Below are 19,270 nucleotides of genomic sequence, written 5' to 3' on the forward strand. Positions count from 1 at the left end.
ACGGTTATGACGCCAGTTTAGCTCAGCCCTTGAGCTTCTCGGCAATCCAGATCGTGTGGCGCGTGCCCTTGTTGCCGTGGGCGAAGACCTGGACTTCCTCGGCTTTGAAACCGGCCTTCTTCAACTTGTCGGAAAACTGCCTGTCGGCGCTGGCCGACCACACCGCCAGCACGCCTTTGGGCCGCATTGCCCTGGCGCACGCGGCAAGGCCGGCGGTGGAATACAGCCAGCTGTTGGCCTTCTGGGTCAGGCCTTCGGGGCCGTTGTCGACGTCGAGCATGATCGCGTCGAAGCCGTTGGGCTCGCTTTGCAGCACTTTGGCCACGTCTTCCTGACGGATCACCGTGCGCGGGTCGAGCAGCGGGCGCCCGGACTTTTCACCGAGCGGGCCACGGTTCCACTCGACCACGCCGGGCACCAGTTCGGCGACCACCACTTCGGCGCACTTGCCCAAGTGCTTGAGCGCGGAGGCGAGGGTGAAGCCCATGCCCAGGCCGCCGATCAGCACTCGCGAATCCGGCCGGCCGGCGACCTTGCGGCAGGGGATTTCGGCCAGTGCATCTTCGGAGCCGTGCATGCGGGTGTTCATCAATTGCCCGCCGTCGCCGCCCTGGATCTTGATGACGAAATCCTCGCCATACTCGAACAGGCACAGGGCGCCGCCGTTGTCAGGGATCGGCGTGGTGTCGAGCAGAACGAAACGTTTCATGGAAATCTCTACAGGGGGGAAGGCAAGCCGGCGCGTTGGGAGTAGCCTGAGAGCAGACTTCAGGCCAACGGAGCCCTTGATGAAGCGCACCATTCTAACGGTCATTACCCTGGCCGCGCTCTCGATAACTGCCGTACAGGCGCAACAGACGATTCCCGTCAGCCCGACACCGCAACCGGGCTCGCCCGGCACGGCGACGCCAACCCCATATCCGCAGATCAGTCCGGTGCCGATTCCCAAGGCCGGCCCCGGCAGTGGCGGGCCACCGCTGGTACCGATCGAAATGCCCAGCCCGCCGACCAAGGATCAGCCGGTGCCGGGGATCGAACAGCCTGACGGGAAAAGCAAATCCCCCGGCGGCTAGATCTGTTGCGCCGCCAGTTGACCGTCGGCCATGCGCAGGCGTTTGGACAGGGAGACGGCGAGGGCGCGGATGATCTTGGCGGCGATCTTCGGCGCATCGTTGAGCATTTTTTCCAGCGAATCCTTGCCGAGGTTGAGCAACTGACAGTTGCTCGCCGCCACGCAAGTTGCCGAACGGCGTTCACCGTCGAGCACGGCCATTTCACCGAACGCCCGACCGCTGCGCAGGGTGGCCATGGTCACGATCTGGCCGTCGCCACCGGTTTTCTGCACGGCCACCTGGCCGGTGTGGATGATGCACATGAAACTGCCGGCATCGCCTTCGCGAAAGATCGCTTCGCCTTCAGCCACGGTGCTGATGCTGAAGTAGCCCGAAGCGGCGGCGAAATCCGCCAGTTGCAATTGATCGAACAGGCCGCAGTCCATCAGCCAGTCGCGGATTTCGTTGTTCAGTAGAGTGGGTTCTGACATGTCGTGCGGTCTTTTTGTTGTGTCGGGTGGCAGGCTCGCCACCGGGGGCCGATCTGCTTATCGGCTCCCGGTGCCCGGAATTAAGACCTGACTGACCGGCGGAGTTCCTCAGGTGATGCCCAGAACCTTGAAAACAAATGCATATTCGAGCGCTACGTCACGTAATCCCTGATAACGCCCGCTCATGCCGCCGTGGCCGGCGCCCAGTTCGGTCTTGAGCAGCAATGGATTGTCATCGGTCTTGGTCGCGCGCAATTTCGCCACCCACTTGGCCGCTTCCCAATACTGCACGCGGCTGTCGTTGTAGCCGGCGATTACCAGCGTCGCAGGATAGGCCTGCGCGGTGACGTTTTCGTACGGCGCATAGGCCTTGATCCGCTCGTAGACCTCCGGCTCTTCGGGATTGCCCCACTCGTCGTATTCGGTGACGGTCAGCGGCAGATCCGGGTCGAGCATGGTGTTGAGCACATCGACGAACGGCACTTCGGCAATCGCCACACCGAACAGCTCCGGGCGCTGGTTGAGCACCGCGCCGATCAGCAGGCCACCGGCGCTGCCACCGCTGATCGCCAGTTGTGGCGCGGTGGTGATGCCGTTGAGGATCAGGAATTCGGCGCAGGCAATGAAGTCGCTGAAGGTGTTGTGCTTGTGCTCCTGCTTGCCGGCGCGATACCAGCCTTCCCCCAGTTCACCGCCGCCACGCACGTGGGCGATGGCGAATGCCATACCGCGATCCAGCAGGCTCAGGCGGGCATGGGAGAACCACGGATCGAGGCTCGAGCCGTAGGCACCATAACCGTAGAGGTACAGCGGCACTGGCTTACCGATCATTTCGCGTTTCATCACCAGACTGATCGGCACCAGCGTGCCGTCCGGGGCAGTGGCCCAAAGGCGCTGGCTGACGTAGGCGTCGGCGTCGAACGGGCCGAGCACCGGGGTTTCCTTGAGGACAGTCTGCTCGCCGGTGGCGAGGATCAGTTGCCGGACCTGAGCCGGACGATTCAGCGCCTCATAGCGCAGGCGAATGCGGTCGCTTTCGAACTCCAGGCTGTTTTGCACGTAGAGGCTGTAAGCCGCGTCCGGCAATTGCACGCGATAAGGCGCCAGACCGTGTGGGTGGACCTCGATGATCGGCAATCCGCCTTCGCGCAGGCTCAGGGTCAGGGCTTCGGCGTTGAGGGTCACGCCATCGAGCATCACCGAATCGCTATGGGGAATCAGGTTCTGCCAGTCGGCTTCGCTCGGTGCGATGCCGGTGTCCGGGGCCTGATAGAGGGCGAAATTGATGCCGTCGCGGTTGGTGCGGATGAACCAGGTCCATTCGCCATCAAGCTTGCCGTGGTCGACGTCGTACTCGTGATCCTCGACCCGTGGCGCCAGGCAGGTGAACGGCTGGTGCGGCTGATTGGCGTCCAGCGCCCAGACTTCGCTGGTGGTCTTGCTGCCCAGGGACAGCAGCAATTGCTGTTCGGAACTGGCGCGATAGCAATGCAGGAAGAAACGCCCGTCCGGCTCGTGGAACACCTCTTCGGCGGCAGTGCCGTCGAGGCGATAGCGGAACAGTTTGTGCGGGCGATGGGTGTCGTCAAGCACGCCGAAGAACAAGGTCAGGCTGTCGTTTGCCCAGGTCATGCTGCCGTCGCAGTCCTGGAATTCCAGTTCGCTGACACGTTCGCTGGATAATTCCTTCACGAACAGCGTGTAAATCTCGTCGCCCGAGGCATCGACGCTGTAGGCCAGGCGCTGGTGATCCGGGCTGATGCTGAACGCGCCGAGGGAGAAAAAGCCGCCATTGGCCAGAGCATTCGGGTCGAGCAGCAGCTGTTCGCGGCTTTCGTCGAGGGTCAGGCTGTCGTCGGCAGGGCGCGGGCAGCGATAGTGGCGGGGGTATTCGTCACCCGCGGTGGTGCGGGTGTAATACAGATACGGGCCCCACGGCGACGGCAAGGAAAGGTCGGTTTCGAGGATCCGGCCCTTGATCTCCTCGAACAGGGTTTCGCGCAATTCGGCCTGATCGGCGGTCTGCGCCTGCTGGTAGTCGTTTTCGGCCTTGAGGTAGTCGAGCACCGCGTCGGTGTCGCGTTCCTGCAGCCAGGCATACGGGTCGTGACCGGCATCCTTGCGGGCAATCGGGGCGCTGGTGACGTTGGCGGATACGGGCATGGAAAGCTCTCGGACATGACAAATAAGGGATGCACGGACGGCGGGGGAGCCTGACGTGCGAAAAGTCGTTACTATAAGCGCCTCTTTGCCTGCCTTGCCATGGACACCATGACCGAGAACGACTATCTGATCGCCTGGGGCCTTTACGCCTTTGCCGCTGTTGGCTGCCTGCTGGTGTGGATGCGCATGACCCGCTGGATGTGGCGCTGGCTGCGCGAACCGCTGCGTGTGCTGATGGCGGTGTTGCTGTTCAGCCCGACCATCATCGATCCGGTGAAGGAAAAATTCGCCCCGGCCGTCGCCATTACGGCGCTGGATCTGGCGTTCAAGGTGGGCAACAACGCCTGGCGCGCGATTTCCGAACTGCTCATGTACGCGATGATCGCGTTCGGCCTGTACCTGGTTTTCGTGCTGATCCGCTTCCCGATCGAACGCGCTTCGAAAGCTCGCAAGGAGCAGGCTGAAGCAGCCCGCGCAGCAGCCCGTGCCGATGACGAGCGCGACGGCGATCAACCGTTCGGCGGTGCCGGCGATGATCGTTACGGCCGTCCACCTCTGCCGAGCAATCCGCAGCGCGGGCGCGTCGAGCCGCGTCTGTAATCACGAGAGCCCGCACATGTGTGAACTATTGGGCATGAGCGCCAACGTGCCGACCGATATCGTGTTCAGCTTCACCGGGCTGATGCAGCGCGGTGGTCGAACCGGGCCGCACCGCGATGGCTGGGGCATTGCCTTCTACGAAGGGCGCGGCTTGCGTCTGTTCCAAGACCCGGCGGCCAGCAGCGAGTCGGAAGTGGCGAATCTGGTGCAGCGTTATCCGATCAAGAGCGAAGTGGTGATCGGTCATATCCGTCAGGCCAACGTCGGCAAGGTCTGTCTGTCCAACACCCACCCGTTCGTCCGCGAACTGTGGGGGCGCAACTGGTGCTTTGCGCACAATGGCCAGCTCGCCGATTTCACCCCGATCAAGAGTTTCTACCGCCCGGTCGGCGATACCGACAGCGAAGCGGCGTTCTGCGATTTGCTCAACCGCGTACGTGCAGCGTTTCCGGAACCGGTCGATATAGAGGTGCTGCTGCCGGATCTGGTCGCCGCGTGCGCCGAATACCGCAGCAAAGGCGTGTTCAACTGCCTGCTCAGCGACGGCGACTGGCTGTTCTGCTATTGCTCGACCAAACTGGCACAGATCACCCGTCGCGCACCGTTCGGCCCGGCGCGGCTCAAGGACGTCGATGTGATCGTCGATTTCCAGGCCGAAACCACGCCCAACGATGTGGTCACGGTGATTGCCACCGAACCGCTGACCGAAAATGAAACCTGGACCCGCTACGAACCGGGCCAATGGAGCCTGTGGCGACGCGGCGAATGCGTCAGCCAGGGCACGACCGAATAAAGGATCTCTCCTCGATGTTGCTCAGTTATCTACGGCTGGTGTTGTTTGCGGCGGGCCTGTTGATCGGTGTCCAGGTGCCTGGCTTCATCAACGATTACGCCAAGCGGGTCGAAGCGCACCTGATCGAGGCGCAGACCGGCCTGCGCGGTTTCCAGGGCACCGCCGAGCAGTTCTTCAAAGGTGATCTGCAGGCGCTGGTCGCTCACTATCGCGCCAGCGAAGACCCGGTGTTTCGCAGTGATGCCGACAGCCTGAGCACCTTGCTCAACCGTCAGCTGGCGCTGGACAAGCAATTCCAGGCGATGCAGGGCCCGTGGTACATCCGCTTCCTGCAAGTGGTGCTGGCCGCCGACCCGGACATCCGCAAGGAAACCTGGAACGGCTACAGCTACCAGATCCTGCTGACGCCGGAAGCGATGATCTGGGGCATGAGCGGCGCGCTGCTGCTGTCGTTCGGCCTTGAATGCCTGTTCCGTCTGATCGACTGGGTGGTGCTGGGCGGCAAGCGCCTGCGCCAGAGCCGGCCGATCGAAGACCGGGATGTGCGCGGGCTGTAAGCTTCGATGCATCGTTCCCACGCAGTGGGAACGATCAACTTAAAGCGATGTAATCCTTGCCCACCTTGCGCGCATACCCCTCCAGCACCTGCTGACACAACGTCACAATCTCTTCGACCCATTCCACACCGACCCGCCACGACACCACCACCTGCAGATTCGGCGGACGCTGTTCGATGTCGAGCAGGGTCAGTTCGCCCCGCGCCAGTTCCTCGGCCACCAGCACCGGCGGCAACGCGCCAATGCCGAATCCGTCGCGCAACAGCCGGGTGATCGCCGACACCGAATTCACACAGTTCAACCGTGGCGCCAGCACGCCCTGGGCCTGCATCAGCGCCAGAATGTCCTGATGCGGCCGGGAGTTTTTCGAGTAGGTGATGATCCGTTCCTGCGCCAGGTCGGCGAGGCTTTGATAGTCGCGGTTGTAAATCGAATGGCTGGCGACGATCCAGCCGATGGGGTGACTGGCCAGCTCCAGGCTGCGCACGCTTTCCTGGCGCACCAGATCGGTTTGCAGGATCAGATCGAGAAAGCCTTTTTGCAGCTGATCGCAGAGGTTCAGCGAGGTATCCGCCACCAGCTCGATTTCCACTCGCGGGTACAGATCGGTCATCTGCGCCACCAACGGGCTGAGCCAGGTGTGGATCACGGTATCCATCACCCCGATGCGCACCCGGCCGACCTTGCTCGATCGGGTCTCGATCGACTGTTTCAGCGCCTGCATCGTGTCGAGCATCTGCTCGGCATAGTCCAGCACTTTCAAACCTTCGGGCGTCAGGCTGACGCCGCGTGAATCGCGCAGAAACAGCTTCACCCCGAGCTCGCCTTCGAGCACCGCGATCCGGCTGGAAATCGAGGCCTGGGTGGTGAACAGCTTGTCGGCGGTCAGGCGAAAACTTTTCAGCCGGGCGACCCAGACGAAGGTTTCGAGAAACTTCAGGTTCATGGCAACAAATTTTTCTTATGTCTTGGGCGGGTTTTTATTCGTTGGACGCGACCGGGTGACGCACCCAAGAATCGACGCATCCGGTTCCCACGATAGGCGTCGTCGGAGCTTCGAACAAGACCAATAAAAGCCTGCGGAGACATGCCATGAGTGCGCCCGACACCCTCGACCTCCCCAAGACTGCGGCCCGTCCCGGCCCGTTCGACTGGTATCGCAACATCAATCAGCAGGAGCGCCGGACCTTCTGGAGCTGCAAGATCGGCTACGGTCTGGACGGCATGGACACCCAGATGCTCAGCTTCGTGGTGCCAACCCTGATCGCGATGTGGGGCATCACCACCGGCGAAGCCGGCCTGATCCACACCAGCACCCTGATCGCTTCGGCCATCGGCGGTTGGGTGGCGGGAATTCTCTCCGACCGCATCGGCCGCGTCCGCACCCTGCAGCTGACGGTGCTGTGGTTCGCCTTCTTCACTTTCCTTTGCGGCTTCGCCCAGAACTACGAACAGCTGTTGATCGCCCGCACTCTGATGGGCTTCGGTTTCGGCGGTGAATGGACTGCCGGCGCGGTGCTGATCGGCGAAGTGATCCGCGCCAAGGACCGCGGCAAGGCGGTGGGCATGGTGCAATCCGGCTGGGCGCTGGGTTGGGGGCTGACGGCGATTCTGTACGCGCTGCTGTTCTCGGTACTGCCGCCGGAAGACGCCTGGCGCGCACTGTTCATCCTCGGCATCGTGCCGGCGGTGTTCGTGATTTTCGTCCGCCGTCTGGTGAAAGATCCTGAGATCTACCGCGAAGCCAAGGCCAAACAAACCCCGCAAAGCCCGTCGAAGTTTTACGAGATCTTCGCCCCCGGCATGCTCTTCACCACGTTCCGCGCCTCGCTGCTCACTACGGGCGCCCTCGGCGGTTACTACGCGATCACCTCCTGGCTGCCGACTTTTCTGAAGAACGAGCGCGGCTTGAGCGTACTCGGCACCGGCGGTTATCTGGCGATGGTGATCATCGGTTCCTACGTCGGTTATGTGATCAGCGCCTATTTGACCGACCTGTTGGGGCGCAAGAAGAACTTCATCCTGTTCGCGGTCGGCTCGTTCACCATCGTTCTGCTCTACACCCAATTGTCGGTCAGCAACGGCGTGATGCTGTGGCTGGGCTTTCCGCTGGGCTTCTTTGCCTCGGGAATTTTCAGTGGCATGGGGGCGTTTCTGACTGAGTTGTTTCCGACGCGGATTCGCGGCTCGGGGCAGGGCTTCTGCTACAACATCGGCCGAGCGCTGGCGGCGTTGTTCCCGCTGCTGATCGGGCTGCTCAGCCAGAAAGTACCGCTGAGTGTAGGCATCGGTGCCTTTGCGGCAGTGTCCTACGGCGTGGTGATCCTTGCGGCATTGAGCCTGCCGGAAACCCGTGGCAAGCAACTGGACGCGCAGTAACTGATAACCTGCGACAACGTCCTACGATAAAAAAAGACCAAAGCTACAGGAGTGTTCACCGTGAGCCGCCTGCTATTGAACTGTGACATCGGCGAGAGCTTCGGCAGCTGGACCATGGGTCTGGACGCGGAAGTCATGCCCTTCATCGATTGCGCCAACATTGCCTGCGGTTTCCATGCCGGCGATCCGGGCATCATGCGCAAGACCGTCAGCCTGGCCCTGAGCCATGGCGTGCAGATCGGCGCGCATCCGGCCTATCAGGATCTGGTGGGGTTCGGCCGGCGTTCCATGGCCTACACCGCTCAGGAACTGCAAGACATCCTGCATTACCAGATCGGCGCCCTCGACGGCATCTGTCGTGCCCAGGGCGGGCGGGTGAGTTACGTCAAACCCCACGGCGCGATGTACAACGACATGATGGCCAACCCGGCGCAGTTGCGAGCGGTGATTCAGGCCGTCGCGGCTTACGACAGGACCTTGCCGCTGATGCTGATGGCCACCCGCGACAACACGGCGGCGCAACAGCTCGGCGACGAATACGGCGTGACCCTCTGGTTTGAAGCCTTCGCCGACCGTGCCTACGACAGCGCCGGCCGGCTGGTCTCGCGACAACTGCCCGGCGCAGTGCACCACGACTCCGAAACCATCATCGGGCAAGCGCTGACCATCGCCCGTGGCGACAATCTCACCGCGAGCGACGGCAGCGCGCTGTACCTGCAAGCCAACACCTTGTGCGTGCATGGTGACAACGCCAGTTCAGTGGCCGCCGTGCAACGCATTCGTCAGGCCCTGAACGAGCAGAGCGCGCCATGAATCCGCGGGTGGAAGTGGTGGCGCTGGATTGCCTGATGCTGCGGCTGTTCGATGAAATCGCCGAAGCCAACATGCCGTGGATGCTCGCCGCCAGTGAGCGGTTGCGCACGGTGTTCGGCGCACATCTGATCGATCTGGTGCCGTCGTACACCACGTTGATGGTGCATTACGATCTGACCGCGTTGAGCCCGAATCAGGCGCGGGAATTGATTGCCGAAGCCTTGATCGACCTGTCGCCGAATGCGCACACCGGCGGCCAGTGCCATGTGCTGCCGGTGTGGTACGACCTGAGTGTCGGCCCGGAACTGAGCCTGCTGTCGCAACGCAGCGGGTTGTCGGTAGACGAAGTGATCCGCCGTCACAGTGCTCGCGAATATCAGGTGTTCGCCCTTGGTTTTGCGCCGGGTTTTGCCTTCATGGGGCTGGTGGAAGAAGTCCTCGCGGCGCCGCGTCTGAATACCCCACGCAAGAAAGTCGCCGCCGGCAGTGTCGGTATCGCCGAGCGCCAGACCGCGGCGTATCCGGTGGTGTCTCCCGGCGGCTGGAACCTGATCGGTCGCACGCCGGCAAAACTGTTCGACCGTGAACGCGATGGCTACAGCCTCATGCAGCCCGGTGATACCGTGCGTTTCGAAGCGGTGAGCCATGCCGAATTCATCCGCCTCGGTGGTGACGACACGCCTCTGGAGGTCCTTGCATGAGCCGACTGACGATTGAAGCGAGCACACCGCTGTGCCTGTTGCAGGACGCCGGGCGGTTTGGCGTGCGCCATCTGGGCGTGACCCAGGGCGGCGCGGCGGACTGGCGGTCGATGGCCTGGGCCAACTGGCTGCTGGGCAATGGCCTGGATTTGCCGGTGATCGAAATTACCCTCGGTGGGTTTGCGGTGGTGGCGGAGCAGGATTGTCTGCTCGCGCTGGCCGGTGCCGATCTGGGTGCGCAGATTGACGGTGAGGCGTTGGCGCCGTGGCGCAGTTTCAAACTGCGCAAAGGGCAGACCTTGAAGTTCACCCAGCCGGTGCTGGGGGCGCGGGCCTATGTGGCGGCGCCCGGTGGTTTCAGTGCGCCGAAAGTGCTGGGTAGCAGCGCCACGGTGGTACGTGAGGAGCTTGGCGGTCTTGATGGTTTTGGCTTGCCGCTGGCCAAGGGCGCTTCGCTGAGTTATCAGGGCGAAACCCTATTGGTGCGTGAGGTTCCGGCGGAGCATCGACCGGACCTGCGCCTCAACGCGCCGCTCGATCTGGTGCTCGGCGCGCAGATCGGTCAGTTCAGCGGGCAGAGCCTGTTCGATGCCTTCAACCGTGCATGGACGCTGGACAGTCGTGCCGACCGAATGGGCATTCGGTTGCTGGGGACGGCGTTGCAGTATCAGGGCAAACCGATGATTTCCGAGGGCATTCCGCTGGGCGCGGTGCAGGTGCCGCCGGACGGGCAGCCGATCGTGTTGCTCAATGACCGGCAGACGATTGGCGGCTATCCGCGATTGGGAGCGTTGACGCCGTTGGCACTGGCGCGTCTGGCGCAGTGTCTGCCGGGGGCGAAGGTCAGATTGCGCCCGGTGGTACAGGACGTCGCGCACCGGGAGCATATCGAGTATCTGAAGCGCTTCTGATCATTTCCCCCGCCGCTGGCGGGGGAGCCATTGCGGATTACTTGGACAGAAACCGCATCCCTTCTTCCAGTCCGCGCAACGTCAGCGGATACATCTGGTCCTCGATCAAATCCCGCACGATGTTGGTCGACGAGGTGTAGCCCCACGTGTCTTTCGGGTACGGATTGATCCAGATGAGCTTCTTGTACTTCTCCATGAAGCGCTGCATCCACACGTAACCCGGCTCTTCGTTCCAGTGCTCGACGCTGCCACCGGCCTGGGTGATTTCATAAGGCGCCATGGCCGCGTCGCCGATGAAGATCACTTTGTAGTCGGCGCCGTACTTGTGCAGCAAGTCCTGGGTCGAGGTGCGCTCGGAGGTGCGGCGCATGTTGTTCTTCCACACCGATTCATAAATGAAGTTGTGGAAGTAGAAGTACTCCAGATGCTTGAACTCGGTCTTGCAGGCCGAGAACAGTTCCTCGCAGATCTTCACGTGGGCGTCCATCGAGCCGCCGATGTCGAACAGCAGCAACAGCTTCACCGTGTTGCGCCGTTCCGGGCGCATCTGGATGTTCAGCAGCCCGGCGTCCTTGGCGGTGTGGTCGATGGTGCCATCGATGTCCAGTTCTTCCGCCGCACCCTGGCGCGCGAATTTGCGCAGGCGGCGCAGGGCGACCTTGATGTTGCGGGTGCCCAGCTCCACGGAGTCGTCGAGGTTCTTGTACTCGCGCTGATCCCAGACTTTCACCGCTTTGCCCTGGCGCTTGCCGGCGTCGCCGACCCGGATGCCTTCCGGGTTGAAACCGCCGGAGCCGAACGGGCTGGTGCCGCCGGTGCCGATCCATTTGTTGCCGCCGGCGTGGCGCTCCTTCTGTTCTTCCAGGCGTTTCTTGAACTCTTCGATCAGCTTGTCCAGGCCGCCGAGGGACTGGATCTGTGCGCGTTCCTCGTCGGTCAGCGAGCGCTCGAATTCCTTGCGCAACCAGTCTTCGGGAATCAGCGCCTGCAATTGATCGTCGAGCTTTTCCAGGCCGTTGAAGTAGGCGCCGAACGCACGGTCGAACTTGTCGAAATGCCGTTCGTCCTTGACCAGGATCGCCCGGGACAAGTAGTAGAACTCGTCCATGTCGGCGAAGGTCACGCGCTGTTTCAGCGCGTTGATCAGGTCGAGCAGCTCGCGCACCGACACCGGTACCTTGGCTGCACGCATTTCATTGAACAGGTTGAGCAACATGGCGTCAGCCTCTTAGCGGGTGCCGCGACGGCTCATGAACGCCAGGCGCTCAAGCAGTTGCACGTCCTGTTCGTTCTTCACCAGCGCACCGGCCAGCGGCGGGATGGCTTTGGTCGGATCGCGTTCGCGCAGCACCGCTTCGCCGATGTTGTCGGCCATCAGCAGTTTCAGCCAGTCGACCAGTTCAGAGGTCGACGGCTTCTTCTTCAGGCCAGGCACCTTGCGCACGTCGAAGAACACGTCCAGCGCTTCGCTGACCAGGTCTTTCTTGATGTCCGGGTAGTGAACATCGACGATTTTCTGCAGGGTGGCGCGGTCCGGGAAGGCGATGTAATGGAAGAAGCAGCGGCGCAGGAAGGCGTCCGGCAGCTCTTTCTCGTTGTTGGAGGTAATGATGATGATCGGACGTTTCTTGGCCTTGATGGTCTCGTCGATCTCGTAAACGTAGAACTCCATCTTGTCGAGTTCTTGCAGCAGGTCGTTGGGGAACTCGATGTCGGCCTTGTCGATTTCGTCGATCAGCAGGATGACCCGCTCTTCGGACTCGAACGCTTCCCAGAGCTTGCCTTTCTTCAGGTAGTTGCGCACGTCGTGGACTTTTTCATTGCCCAGTTGCGAGTCGCGCAGACGGCTCACCGCGTCGTACTCGTACAGCCCCTGATGAGCCTTGGTGGTGGACTTGATGTGCCAGGTGATCAGCTTGGCGCCGAACGATTCGGCCAGTTGCTCGGCGAGCATGGTCTTGCCGGTGCCCGGTTCGCCCTTGACCAGCAGCGGCCGCTCCAGGGTGATGGCGGCGTTGACCGCCAGCTTCAGGTCATCGGTGGCGACGTAGGCCTGGGTGCCTTCGAACTTCATCTGCTAATCCTCGAACGGTAACGCCGACCTGAACGGGCAGGGCGGGGGCGAAATAATCGGATGCCCGACTATAACGCGCAGCCCGGTCGACTGTGAACGCAGACGGCTTATTCAGTCTCTGAATGGGGCGTCACATGTTGACTCAGTTTCGGCACGAGGCCAGTATTCAGGTATCGCCAATTTGGCGATAGCCTTCGGGCATGACTACCAAATACCGATTTCGCGAAAAATACCGCATTCAGTTGCGCGAGAAGGATCACCCGCCACCCCATGTTCACCTGACCGGTGGCGGAGTGGATGTGATGCTGAGCCTGGAAACCGTCGAGGTCATGATGGGCAAGGCACCGCCACTGATCGTCAAGGAAGCGTTGGAGTGGGTTTCGGCCCATCAGACGCAATTGCTGGAGGACTGGAAACGATGTTACTCATGAAGCGGCCGCGGCTGGCGGCAGTGCAGGCTCTTGGCGATGCTTGTCTGTCGCTGACCTTTATCGACGGACAACAGATGAACCTGGACTTGAGCCGCGATCTGCAAACCTATCCGGGGCTCGCTCCGCTACTGGACGCTGAAGTGTTCGCAACCGCAGAGTTGGGTGACGACGGCTGGAGCGTGGAGTGGCTGGAACCGGATATCCAGATTGGTGCCGATACCTTGTACCGGGACGCGCTCGCGCAAAATGCGCCGGACGAAAACACACGTATTTTCATGGATTGGCGCGCTCGCACCGGTTTACCGTTGAATGAGGCAGCCGAAGCGTTGGGTGTCAGCGCTCGCAGCATCAGTCGCTACAGTAATGGCCGGGAAGCCGTGCCCAGGTCATTGGCCCTGGCCTGTCTGGGTTGGGATTCACTGCAGGAAAAACCTGCACTGATCGCGGCAGAGGATACCGGGCGCTACATCGTCAACCGTAAAACTTAGCCCGCATCCGGCTTCGGCCGTTCATACCGGGCATTGAAGGCCTGAATGAATCCGTTGCGTAAAATCTGCAAAAACGCTTCGAACGCGCTGATATCTTGCTGGTGCACGCTGCCGCTGAGTTCGACGCGGGTGGCGAACTGGTTCTTGCCCTGGTTTTTCAGCACGGTTTCGGTGCCGCCGACCAGTGCTTCCCAGATCGAGCGGAAGATGCCCTTGTTCTTGTTCTCGACATCCTGCTGCCAGTTGAACACGTCGACGTCGCGCAGCAGCGGTTTGATGTAGCCCTTGAGCTGGCCCCTGTTGGCGGCGGCTTCGATGACCACATCGCCGTGGCCGGCGTTGAAGTCGAATTTGCCGTAGGCCGAGGCGAAGTCGTTCATGCGCTTGAGTTCGAGGTCACGGGCACGCAGGCGGAACTCGAAATCCTCGAAGTTGCTTAACGGATCGAACGTGGCGGAGGTCTCCAGAGGTGCCTGACCGAGCAGCAGGGCCTTGCCCTCGAAGCGGGCAATGCGCTTGCCCTTGTTGTCCACGACGTTGGTCAGGTTGTAGATGCTCGCCTCAACGTTGGTGGCGTTCATGTTTACCGGTGGTTTGGAGTTGAAGTTGCGAAAAGTGATGCGCCCATCGTTGATCTGCACCTCGTCGAGGGTGATCGGCAGCAACTTGCCCAGTTGGGCACGCCAGTCGGTGCCTTTACCGGTCTGGGAATTTTGCTTGATGGCACCACCATCGACGAAGTTCACTTGTGGCTTGAAGAACTTCACCTGCGCCACCACCGCATGGTCGTACCACAGCGAGTGCCAGCTGACGGACAGGTCGACCAGCGGCGCATCGACGAACGGCACCGGCACTTTGCCGTCGACCTTGACGATTTTCAGGCCGTTGATCTTGTAGGCCCCGCGCCAGAGCGCCAGATCGACGTCGGTGATCTGGCCGCGGTAGTCGCCCATGTTGGCCAGTTTCTCATTCAGGTAGTCGCGCACGAGGTAGGGCAGGGCGATGTGCAGGGCGACCAGCAACACCACGATGGTGGCGACAATCCATAACGGCCAGCGGTAGCGACGCTTCATGGCAACAAATCCCGAACGGTGTAAAGCGATTGACTGCCGCCTGCAGCAGACGTTCGGCCCGACTGGACTGAGGAGGTCAACAGGCTTACCTTGGAGCGCTGAATTCAACGCTGCACAAGGACCCAGCCATGAGCCGTATTTTTGCTGACAACGCCCATTCCATCGGCAACACGCCGCTGGTGCAGATCAACCGCATCGCGCCCCGTGGCGTGACCATTCTGGCCAAGATCGAAGGTCGCAACCCGGGCTACTCGGTCAAGTGCCGGATCGGCGCCAACATGATCTGGGACGCCGAAAGCAGCGGCAAACTCAAGCCGGGCATGACCATCGTCGAGCCGACTTCGGGCAATACCGGCATCGGCCTGGCCTTCGTGGCGGCCGCTCGCGGTTACAAATTGCTGCTGACCATGCCGGCCTCGATGAGCATCGAACGGCGCAAAGTACTCAAGGCATTGGGCGCCGAACTGGTGCTGACCGAACCCGCCAAGGGCATGAAAGGCGCGATCGAAAAGGCCGCGGAGATCGTTGCCAGTGATGCGGGCAAATATTTCATGCCGGCCCAGTTCGATAACCCGGCCAACCCGGCCATCCACGAAAAGACCACCGGCCCGGAAATCTGGAACGACACCGACGGCGCCATCGACGTGCTGGTGGCGGGCGTCGGCACCGGCGGAACCATCACCGGTGTATCGCGGTATATCAAGAATACGGCGGGCAAGCCGATCATCTCGGTGGCTGTGGAGCCGGTGTCTTCGCCGGTGATCACCCAAGCCCTGGCCGGTGAGGAGATCAAGCCGAGCCCCCACAAGATTCAGGGTATCGGTGCCGGTTTTGTGCCGAAGAACCTGGACCTGTCGATAGTCGACCGGGTCGAGCGCGTCACCGACGAAGAATCCAAGGTCATGGCGCTGCGTCTGATGCAGGAAGAGGGGATTCTGTGCGGCATCTCCTGCGGTGCGGCGATGGCTGTGGCGGTGCGCCTGGCGGAAACCCCGGAAATGCAGGGCAAGACCATTGTGGTGGTACTGCCGGACTCCGGTGAACGTTATCTGTCGAGCATGTTGTTCAGCGATCTGTTCACCGATCAGGAGAACCAGCAGTAAGCGGTCCGTTGATTCAGGTCAGCCCTGGTTCAGGAGCGCTATGCTAATTAGTGCTTTGTTGCGCAATTCTTAACACTGAATCTTGGGTTGGGCGGGTTTTTCCCGGAGCCGGTAGTGTTTATCATGGCCGGCCGCCATGTCGGGTAAATGACAGGGCGTGGCGTTGTTTTTTTTCAAGGAGTCGTTGATGACCTTTTCGTTGGCCGCCAAGGTATCGGTGTTGCTGCTTTTCGTGAGCAGCATCCTCTACGTGCATTTGCGCGGCAAGGCGCGTTTGCCGGTGCTGCGCCAGTTCGTCAACCATTCGGCGCTGTTCGCTCCGTACAACGCCTTGATGTACCTGTTTTCCGGTGTGCCGTCCAAACCGTACCTGGACCGCAGCAAGTTCCCGGAACTGGACGTGCTGCGCGACAATTGGGAAACCATCCGCGACGAAGCGATGCATCTGTTCGACGAGGGCTACATTCGCGCCGCCGAGAAGAACAACGACGCCGGTTTCGGCTCGTTCTTCAAGAAGGGCTGGAAGCGTTTCTACCTCAAGTGGTACGACAAACCGCTGCCCTCGGCCGAGACCCTGTGCCCGAAAACCGTGGCACTGGTGAGCGCCATTCCCAACGTCAAGGGGGCGATGTTCGCGTTGTTGCCGGGCGGCAGCCACTTGAACCCGCACCGTGATCCGTTCGCCGGTTCCCTGCGTTATCACCTGGGGCTGTCGACGCCCAACTCCGACGATTGCCGGATCTTCGTCGACGGTCAGGTTTACGCCTGGCGTGACGGTGAAGACGTGATGTTCGACGAGACTTACGTGCACTGGGTCAAGAACGAAACCGAACAGACCCGCGTCATCCTGTTCTGCGACGTCGAGCGTCCGCTGAGCAACCGCCTCATGACCCGCATCAACCGCGCCATCAGCGCCTGGCTGGGCCGTGCCACCGCCCCGCAGAACCTCGACGACGAGCGCGTCGGCGGGATCAACCGGGCCTATGCCTGGACCAAGAACTTCAGCGACCGGTTCAGCGGTGTGGTCAAACAGTGGAAACGCCGCAATCCAAAGGCCTACCGCGTAATGCGGCCGGTGCTGGCGGTGGTGGTGTTGACGTTGCTGGGGTATTGGCTGTTTGGTTGAGGCTGGATGCAGACGTGTAAAAAAACCGCTCCTTGTGAGCGGTTTTTTATGCGGGGAAGATAAAGGATGCGCCGGCGAGAACACCTCCCGGCTCTTCCGCTGCTGGATTAGCAAATGCCTCTCTGATTCGGAGTAACTCCCTTTCAGATAATTCTCCAGCAGAGAGCTTTCCTTTGGCCCTGATCGATTTGGCGCCTGGCGCTTTGTTCTCAGCGACAGCTTTCATGGCGTCTCCACTATGATCATTGCAATTGCAAACGAGCCTATGCGCCTGCCTCTCCAAATCATTGCAATCCATGTCGCAGGCTGGTTATAGTCGGCGCTCGTGAGTCCCACTACTCACCTTCCATCCCTTCAAAAAAGATCAGCCCAGATGCCTGCATCCCTCATCAACGCGGTAGTCGATTCAGCGGTCAACGCTGGCGTCGTGCCGTGCGGGAATCAGCAGCCTGTGCAGATCAGTCATTTCCCTCCACCTGTCAGTAGCACGCCGGTGTGCGCAGTCGTATCACCGCCGGGCGTTGGTGTTTCGGGCTGATCAGCGTTTTCTGCTGACCCCTGTGCCCGCCTGAAAAAACCTACTGAATTTCAGCTTCGGCTGAGTTGGCTATTAGCCTGACTACAGGTGGTATTCATGTTTGTCCTTTCGAAAAAGTCCGCGCTCGCGGCGGCGTCCACGAGCCTGTTCGTTCTGCTGTGGAGCAGCGGGGCGATCTTCTCCAAGTGGGGGCTGGCCCACGCCTCGCCCTTTGCCTTTCTGCTGATCCGTTTTGTGATCGCCCTGTGCGGGCTGGTGCTCCTGGCGCCGTTGCTCAAGCTGAAATTGCCCAAGGGCGGCCAGCCGATGCTGTATGCGATGGCTACCGGGGTGGTGCTGTTGGGCGCTTATCAGATCTTTTATCTGCTGGCGCTGGACCTGAAAGTCACCCCCGGGGTGATGGCGACCATCATGGGTGTGCAGCCGATTCTCACGGTGGTGATCATGGAGCGGCAGCGCTCGGCGAGCCGGATGTTTGGTCTGGCGCTGGGGCTGGCGGGTCTGATCATGGTGGTTTATCAGGGCATCGGTCTGGCCGGGATGTCGCTGGCGGGGATGCTGTTCGGGCTGCTGGCGCTGGCGAGCATGACCTTCGGCTCGATCATGCAGAAGCGCATCACCGACAATCCCCTCGGCACGCTGCCGGTGCAGTACCTGGCCGGTCTGTTGCTGTGCGGGATTTTCGTGCCGTTCCAGCCGTTCCACTTCGAGCACAGCGCCGGTTTCATCGTGCCGGTGTTGTGGATGGGACTGGTGGTTTCCGTGCTGGCGACGTTGCTGCTGTATCGACTGATCGCCCGGGGCAATCTGGTGAATGTCACCAGTCTGTTCTATCTGGTGCCTGCCGTGACCGCGGTGATGGACTACCTGATCTTCGGCAATCGCCTGGCGGCGTTGAGCGTGCTGGGGATGCTGTTGATCATTGTCGGACTGGTATTCGTGTTCCGTAAATCGGCGTAACAGCCACAAATGAAAAAGGCCCGGGAGGAAACTCCCGGGCCTTTTTGCATCTGTCGATCAGCGAGTCGCGGCTTCTACCGGTTTCACTGTCGCCGGCTTCAGTACCAGCCATAGCGCAATCGCGATCAACACTCCGCCGTACACGTGGGCCATCGACAGCGGTTCATCCAGAAACAGTGCGCCCCACAACACGCCGAATGGCGGGATCATGAAGGTCACGGTCATCGATTTCACCGGCCCGATGGAACTCAGCAGGCGGAAATAAATGATGTAGGCAAACGCAGTGCAGCCCAGACCCAGGCCCAACAGCGACAGCCAGACATTCCAGCCACCCCAGCTCACCGGTGGCTGGGTGATGACGCTGTAGCCGAACAGCGGCAGCAGGAACAGCGTCGCACCGAGCATGCTGCCCAACGCCGACAGACGGCTGTCGAGCCCGCCGGCCTGATCCAGCCAGCGCCGGGCGAGGAAGCCGGCGAAGCCGTAGCAGGTCGTTGCGAGCAGGCAGGCGACAGCGCCCATCAACAGCGGCAGATCGAACGCGACCGGGCCGGCGCGGGTCAGCACACCCACGCCGAGCAGACCAAGGAAAACTCCGGCCAGCTTGGCCGCCGTTAGTTTTTCACTGAAGAACAGCCCGCCGATCAATACGCCCATCAGTGGCGTGGTGGCATTGAAGATCGCGGAGTACCCGGCGGGCAGTACCTGGGCTGCGACGGAGTACAGGGTGGCCGGAACGCCGGAGTTGATCACGCCCAGCATCATCACGGTCTTGAGCTTGCCTTTGAAATCCCAGTTGATGCGCATCAGACCAAGGATCACCAGCAAACCGACGGCCGCGATCGAGACCCGGAAAAAACCGGTAGGAACGGTGCCGATCGCGGGGGCGATGATGCGCATGAACAGGAAGCTCGCACCCCAGATCGCAGCCAGCGACAACATGCGGAAAATATCGACAGGGCTCACGGGCAACTCCTTCCTTGATGGGGACGAGAGTGTTGCCGAGCGCCCTGACGA

The 19,270-nt window shown here is 61.3% G+C and carries 22 protein-coding genes; 13 read left to right on the forward strand and 9 right to left on the reverse strand.

Annotation, left to right across the window (positions count from 1 at the left end; all coding sequences use genetic code 11):
• Positions 1 to 22: 22 nt before the first annotated feature.
• Positions 23 to 709, reverse strand: coding sequence for a spermidine synthase (locus NE357_RS07110; RefSeq protein WP_169429277.1), 687 nt, complete (start codon positions 707 to 709; stop codon positions 23 to 25).
• A gap of 79 nt (positions 710 to 788) precedes the next feature.
• Here NE357_RS07110 and NE357_RS07115 point away from each other — a divergent pair, with 79 nt between their 5' ends.
• Positions 789 to 1,073 (forward strand): hypothetical protein, encoded by a 285-nt coding sequence (locus NE357_RS07115; protein ID WP_169429278.1) that lies wholly within the window; start codon positions 789 to 791, stop codon positions 1,071 to 1,073.
• Here the strand turns inward: NE357_RS07115 and NE357_RS07120 are convergent.
• Complete coding sequence (locus NE357_RS07120) at positions 1,070 to 1,543, reverse strand: cyclic nucleotide-binding domain-containing protein (RefSeq protein WP_169429279.1); 474 nt, start codon at positions 1,541 to 1,543, stop codon at positions 1,070 to 1,072. The two genes, NE357_RS07115 and NE357_RS07120, sit on opposite strands and share 4 nt — an antisense overlap.
• A gap of 108 nt (positions 1,544 to 1,651) precedes the next feature.
• Positions 1,652 to 3,706, reverse strand: a complete 2,055-nt coding sequence (locus NE357_RS07125) for a S9 family peptidase (protein WP_169429280.1) — start codon at positions 3,704 to 3,706, stop codon at positions 1,652 to 1,654.
• Between the two features lie 99 nt (positions 3,707 to 3,805).
• Here NE357_RS07125 and NE357_RS07130 point away from each other — a divergent pair, with 99 nt between their 5' ends.
• From NE357_RS07130 to NE357_RS07140, 3 genes are read left to right on the forward strand one after another with little or no spacing between them, the layout of a single operon-like run.
• Entirely contained in the window at positions 3,806 to 4,306 is a 501-nt protein-coding gene (locus tag NE357_RS07130; RefSeq protein WP_169429281.1) for an MFS transporter, read from the forward strand.
• 16 nt (positions 4,307 to 4,322) lie between these two features.
• On the forward strand, positions 4,323 to 5,099 hold the full coding sequence (locus NE357_RS07135) for a class II glutamine amidotransferase (protein WP_025110635.1): 777 nt from the start codon (positions 4,323 to 4,325) through the stop codon (positions 5,097 to 5,099).
• A gap of 14 nt (positions 5,100 to 5,113) precedes the next feature.
• Complete coding sequence (locus NE357_RS07140) at positions 5,114 to 5,656, forward strand: DUF2937 family protein (RefSeq protein ID WP_085710286.1); 543 nt, start codon at positions 5,114 to 5,116, stop codon at positions 5,654 to 5,656.
• A gap of 34 nt (positions 5,657 to 5,690) precedes the next feature.
• On the opposite strand, the gene NE357_RS07145 is transcribed toward NE357_RS07140, so the two are convergent.
• Entirely contained in the window at positions 5,691 to 6,602 is a 912-nt protein-coding gene (locus NE357_RS07145) for a LysR family transcriptional regulator (protein ID WP_169429282.1), read from the reverse strand.
• A gap of 146 nt (positions 6,603 to 6,748) precedes the next feature.
• Between NE357_RS07145 and NE357_RS07150 the strand changes: the two genes are divergently transcribed.
• Genes NE357_RS07150 through NE357_RS07165 form a run of 4 tightly spaced genes read left to right on the forward strand, consistent with a single transcriptional unit; the run spans position 6,749 to position 10,460 of the window.
• Complete coding sequence (locus NE357_RS07150; protein WP_169429283.1) at positions 6,749 to 8,035, forward strand: MFS transporter; 1,287 nt, start codon at positions 6,749 to 6,751, stop codon at positions 8,033 to 8,035.
• A gap of 60 nt (positions 8,036 to 8,095) precedes the next feature.
• Positions 8,096 to 8,848 (forward strand): 5-oxoprolinase subunit PxpA, encoded by a 753-nt coding sequence (locus NE357_RS07155; RefSeq protein WP_169429284.1) that lies wholly within the window; start codon positions 8,096 to 8,098, stop codon positions 8,846 to 8,848.
• Positions 8,845 to 9,549 (forward strand): 5-oxoprolinase subunit B family protein, encoded by a 705-nt coding sequence (locus NE357_RS07160; RefSeq protein WP_169429285.1) that lies wholly within the window; start codon positions 8,845 to 8,847, stop codon positions 9,547 to 9,549. Before NE357_RS07155 ends, NE357_RS07160 begins: the two co-directional genes overlap by 4 nt.
• Entirely contained in the window at positions 9,546 to 10,460 is a 915-nt protein-coding gene (locus tag NE357_RS07165) for a 5-oxoprolinase subunit C family protein (RefSeq protein ID WP_169429286.1), read from the forward strand. Before NE357_RS07160 ends, NE357_RS07165 begins: the two co-directional genes overlap by 4 nt.
• Before the next feature lie 37 nt (positions 10,461 to 10,497).
• On the opposite strand, the gene NE357_RS07170 is transcribed toward NE357_RS07165, so the two are convergent.
• Together NE357_RS07170 and NE357_RS07175 are read right to left on the reverse strand one after the other, a co-directional pair.
• Positions 10,498 to 11,676 carry a vWA domain-containing protein gene (locus NE357_RS07170; protein WP_169429287.1) on the reverse strand — a complete coding sequence of 393 codons (1,179 nt, stop codon included), beginning with the start codon at positions 11,674 to 11,676 and terminating at the stop codon, positions 10,498 to 10,500.
• 12 nt (positions 11,677 to 11,688) lie between these two features.
• Positions 11,689 to 12,534, reverse strand: coding sequence for an AAA family ATPase (locus NE357_RS07175; protein ID WP_169429288.1), 846 nt, complete (start codon positions 12,532 to 12,534; stop codon positions 11,689 to 11,691).
• 200 nt (positions 12,535 to 12,734) lie between these two features.
• Between NE357_RS07175 and NE357_RS07180 the strand changes: the two genes are divergently transcribed.
• Complete coding sequence (locus NE357_RS07180) at positions 12,735 to 12,965, forward strand: DUF4160 domain-containing protein (protein ID WP_169429289.1); 231 nt, start codon at positions 12,735 to 12,737, stop codon at positions 12,963 to 12,965.
• A complete protein-coding gene (locus NE357_RS07185; RefSeq protein ID WP_169429290.1) occupies positions 12,953 to 13,453 on the forward strand; it encodes a helix-turn-helix domain-containing protein in 501 nt (166 codons plus the stop codon). Before NE357_RS07180 ends, NE357_RS07185 begins: the two co-directional genes overlap by 13 nt.
• On the opposite strand, the gene NE357_RS07190 is transcribed toward NE357_RS07185, so the two are convergent.
• Positions 13,450 to 14,526, reverse strand: a complete 1,077-nt coding sequence (locus NE357_RS07190) for a DUF748 domain-containing protein (RefSeq protein WP_169429291.1) — start codon at positions 14,524 to 14,526, stop codon at positions 13,450 to 13,452. The genes NE357_RS07185 and NE357_RS07190 overlap by 4 nt on opposite strands.
• Before the next feature lie 128 nt (positions 14,527 to 14,654).
• On the opposite strand from NE357_RS07190, the gene cysK reads away from it, so the two are divergent.
• Positions 14,655 to 15,629 (forward strand): cysteine synthase A, encoded by a 975-nt coding sequence (gene cysK, locus NE357_RS07195; RefSeq protein WP_169429292.1) that lies wholly within the window; start codon positions 14,655 to 14,657, stop codon positions 15,627 to 15,629.
• 187 nt (positions 15,630 to 15,816) lie between these two features.
• Positions 15,817 to 16,755 (forward strand): aspartyl/asparaginyl beta-hydroxylase domain-containing protein, encoded by a 939-nt coding sequence (locus NE357_RS07200; protein WP_169429293.1) that lies wholly within the window; start codon positions 15,817 to 15,819, stop codon positions 16,753 to 16,755.
• A 46-nt stretch (positions 16,756 to 16,801) separates the two neighbouring features.
• On the opposite strand, the gene NE357_RS07205 is transcribed toward NE357_RS07200, so the two are convergent.
• Entirely contained in the window at positions 16,802 to 16,981 is a 180-nt protein-coding gene (locus NE357_RS07205) for a hypothetical protein (RefSeq protein WP_169429294.1), read from the reverse strand.
• Positions 16,982 to 17,389: 408 nt separating this feature from the next.
• Between NE357_RS07205 and NE357_RS07210 the strand changes: the two genes are divergently transcribed.
• Positions 17,390 to 18,253 carry a DMT family transporter gene (locus NE357_RS07210; RefSeq protein ID WP_169429295.1) on the forward strand — a complete coding sequence of 288 codons (864 nt, stop codon included), beginning with the start codon at positions 17,390 to 17,392 and terminating at the stop codon, positions 18,251 to 18,253.
• A gap of 57 nt (positions 18,254 to 18,310) precedes the next feature.
• Here NE357_RS07210 and NE357_RS07215 read toward each other — a convergent pair whose 3' ends face one another.
• Positions 18,311 to 19,219 carry a DMT family transporter gene (locus NE357_RS07215; RefSeq protein WP_169429296.1) on the reverse strand — a complete coding sequence of 303 codons (909 nt, stop codon included), beginning with the start codon at positions 19,217 to 19,219 and terminating at the stop codon, positions 18,311 to 18,313.
• Positions 19,220 to 19,270 lie beyond the last annotated feature (51 nt).

It is taken from the genome of Pseudomonas sp. G7(2022), assembly GCF_052660475.1.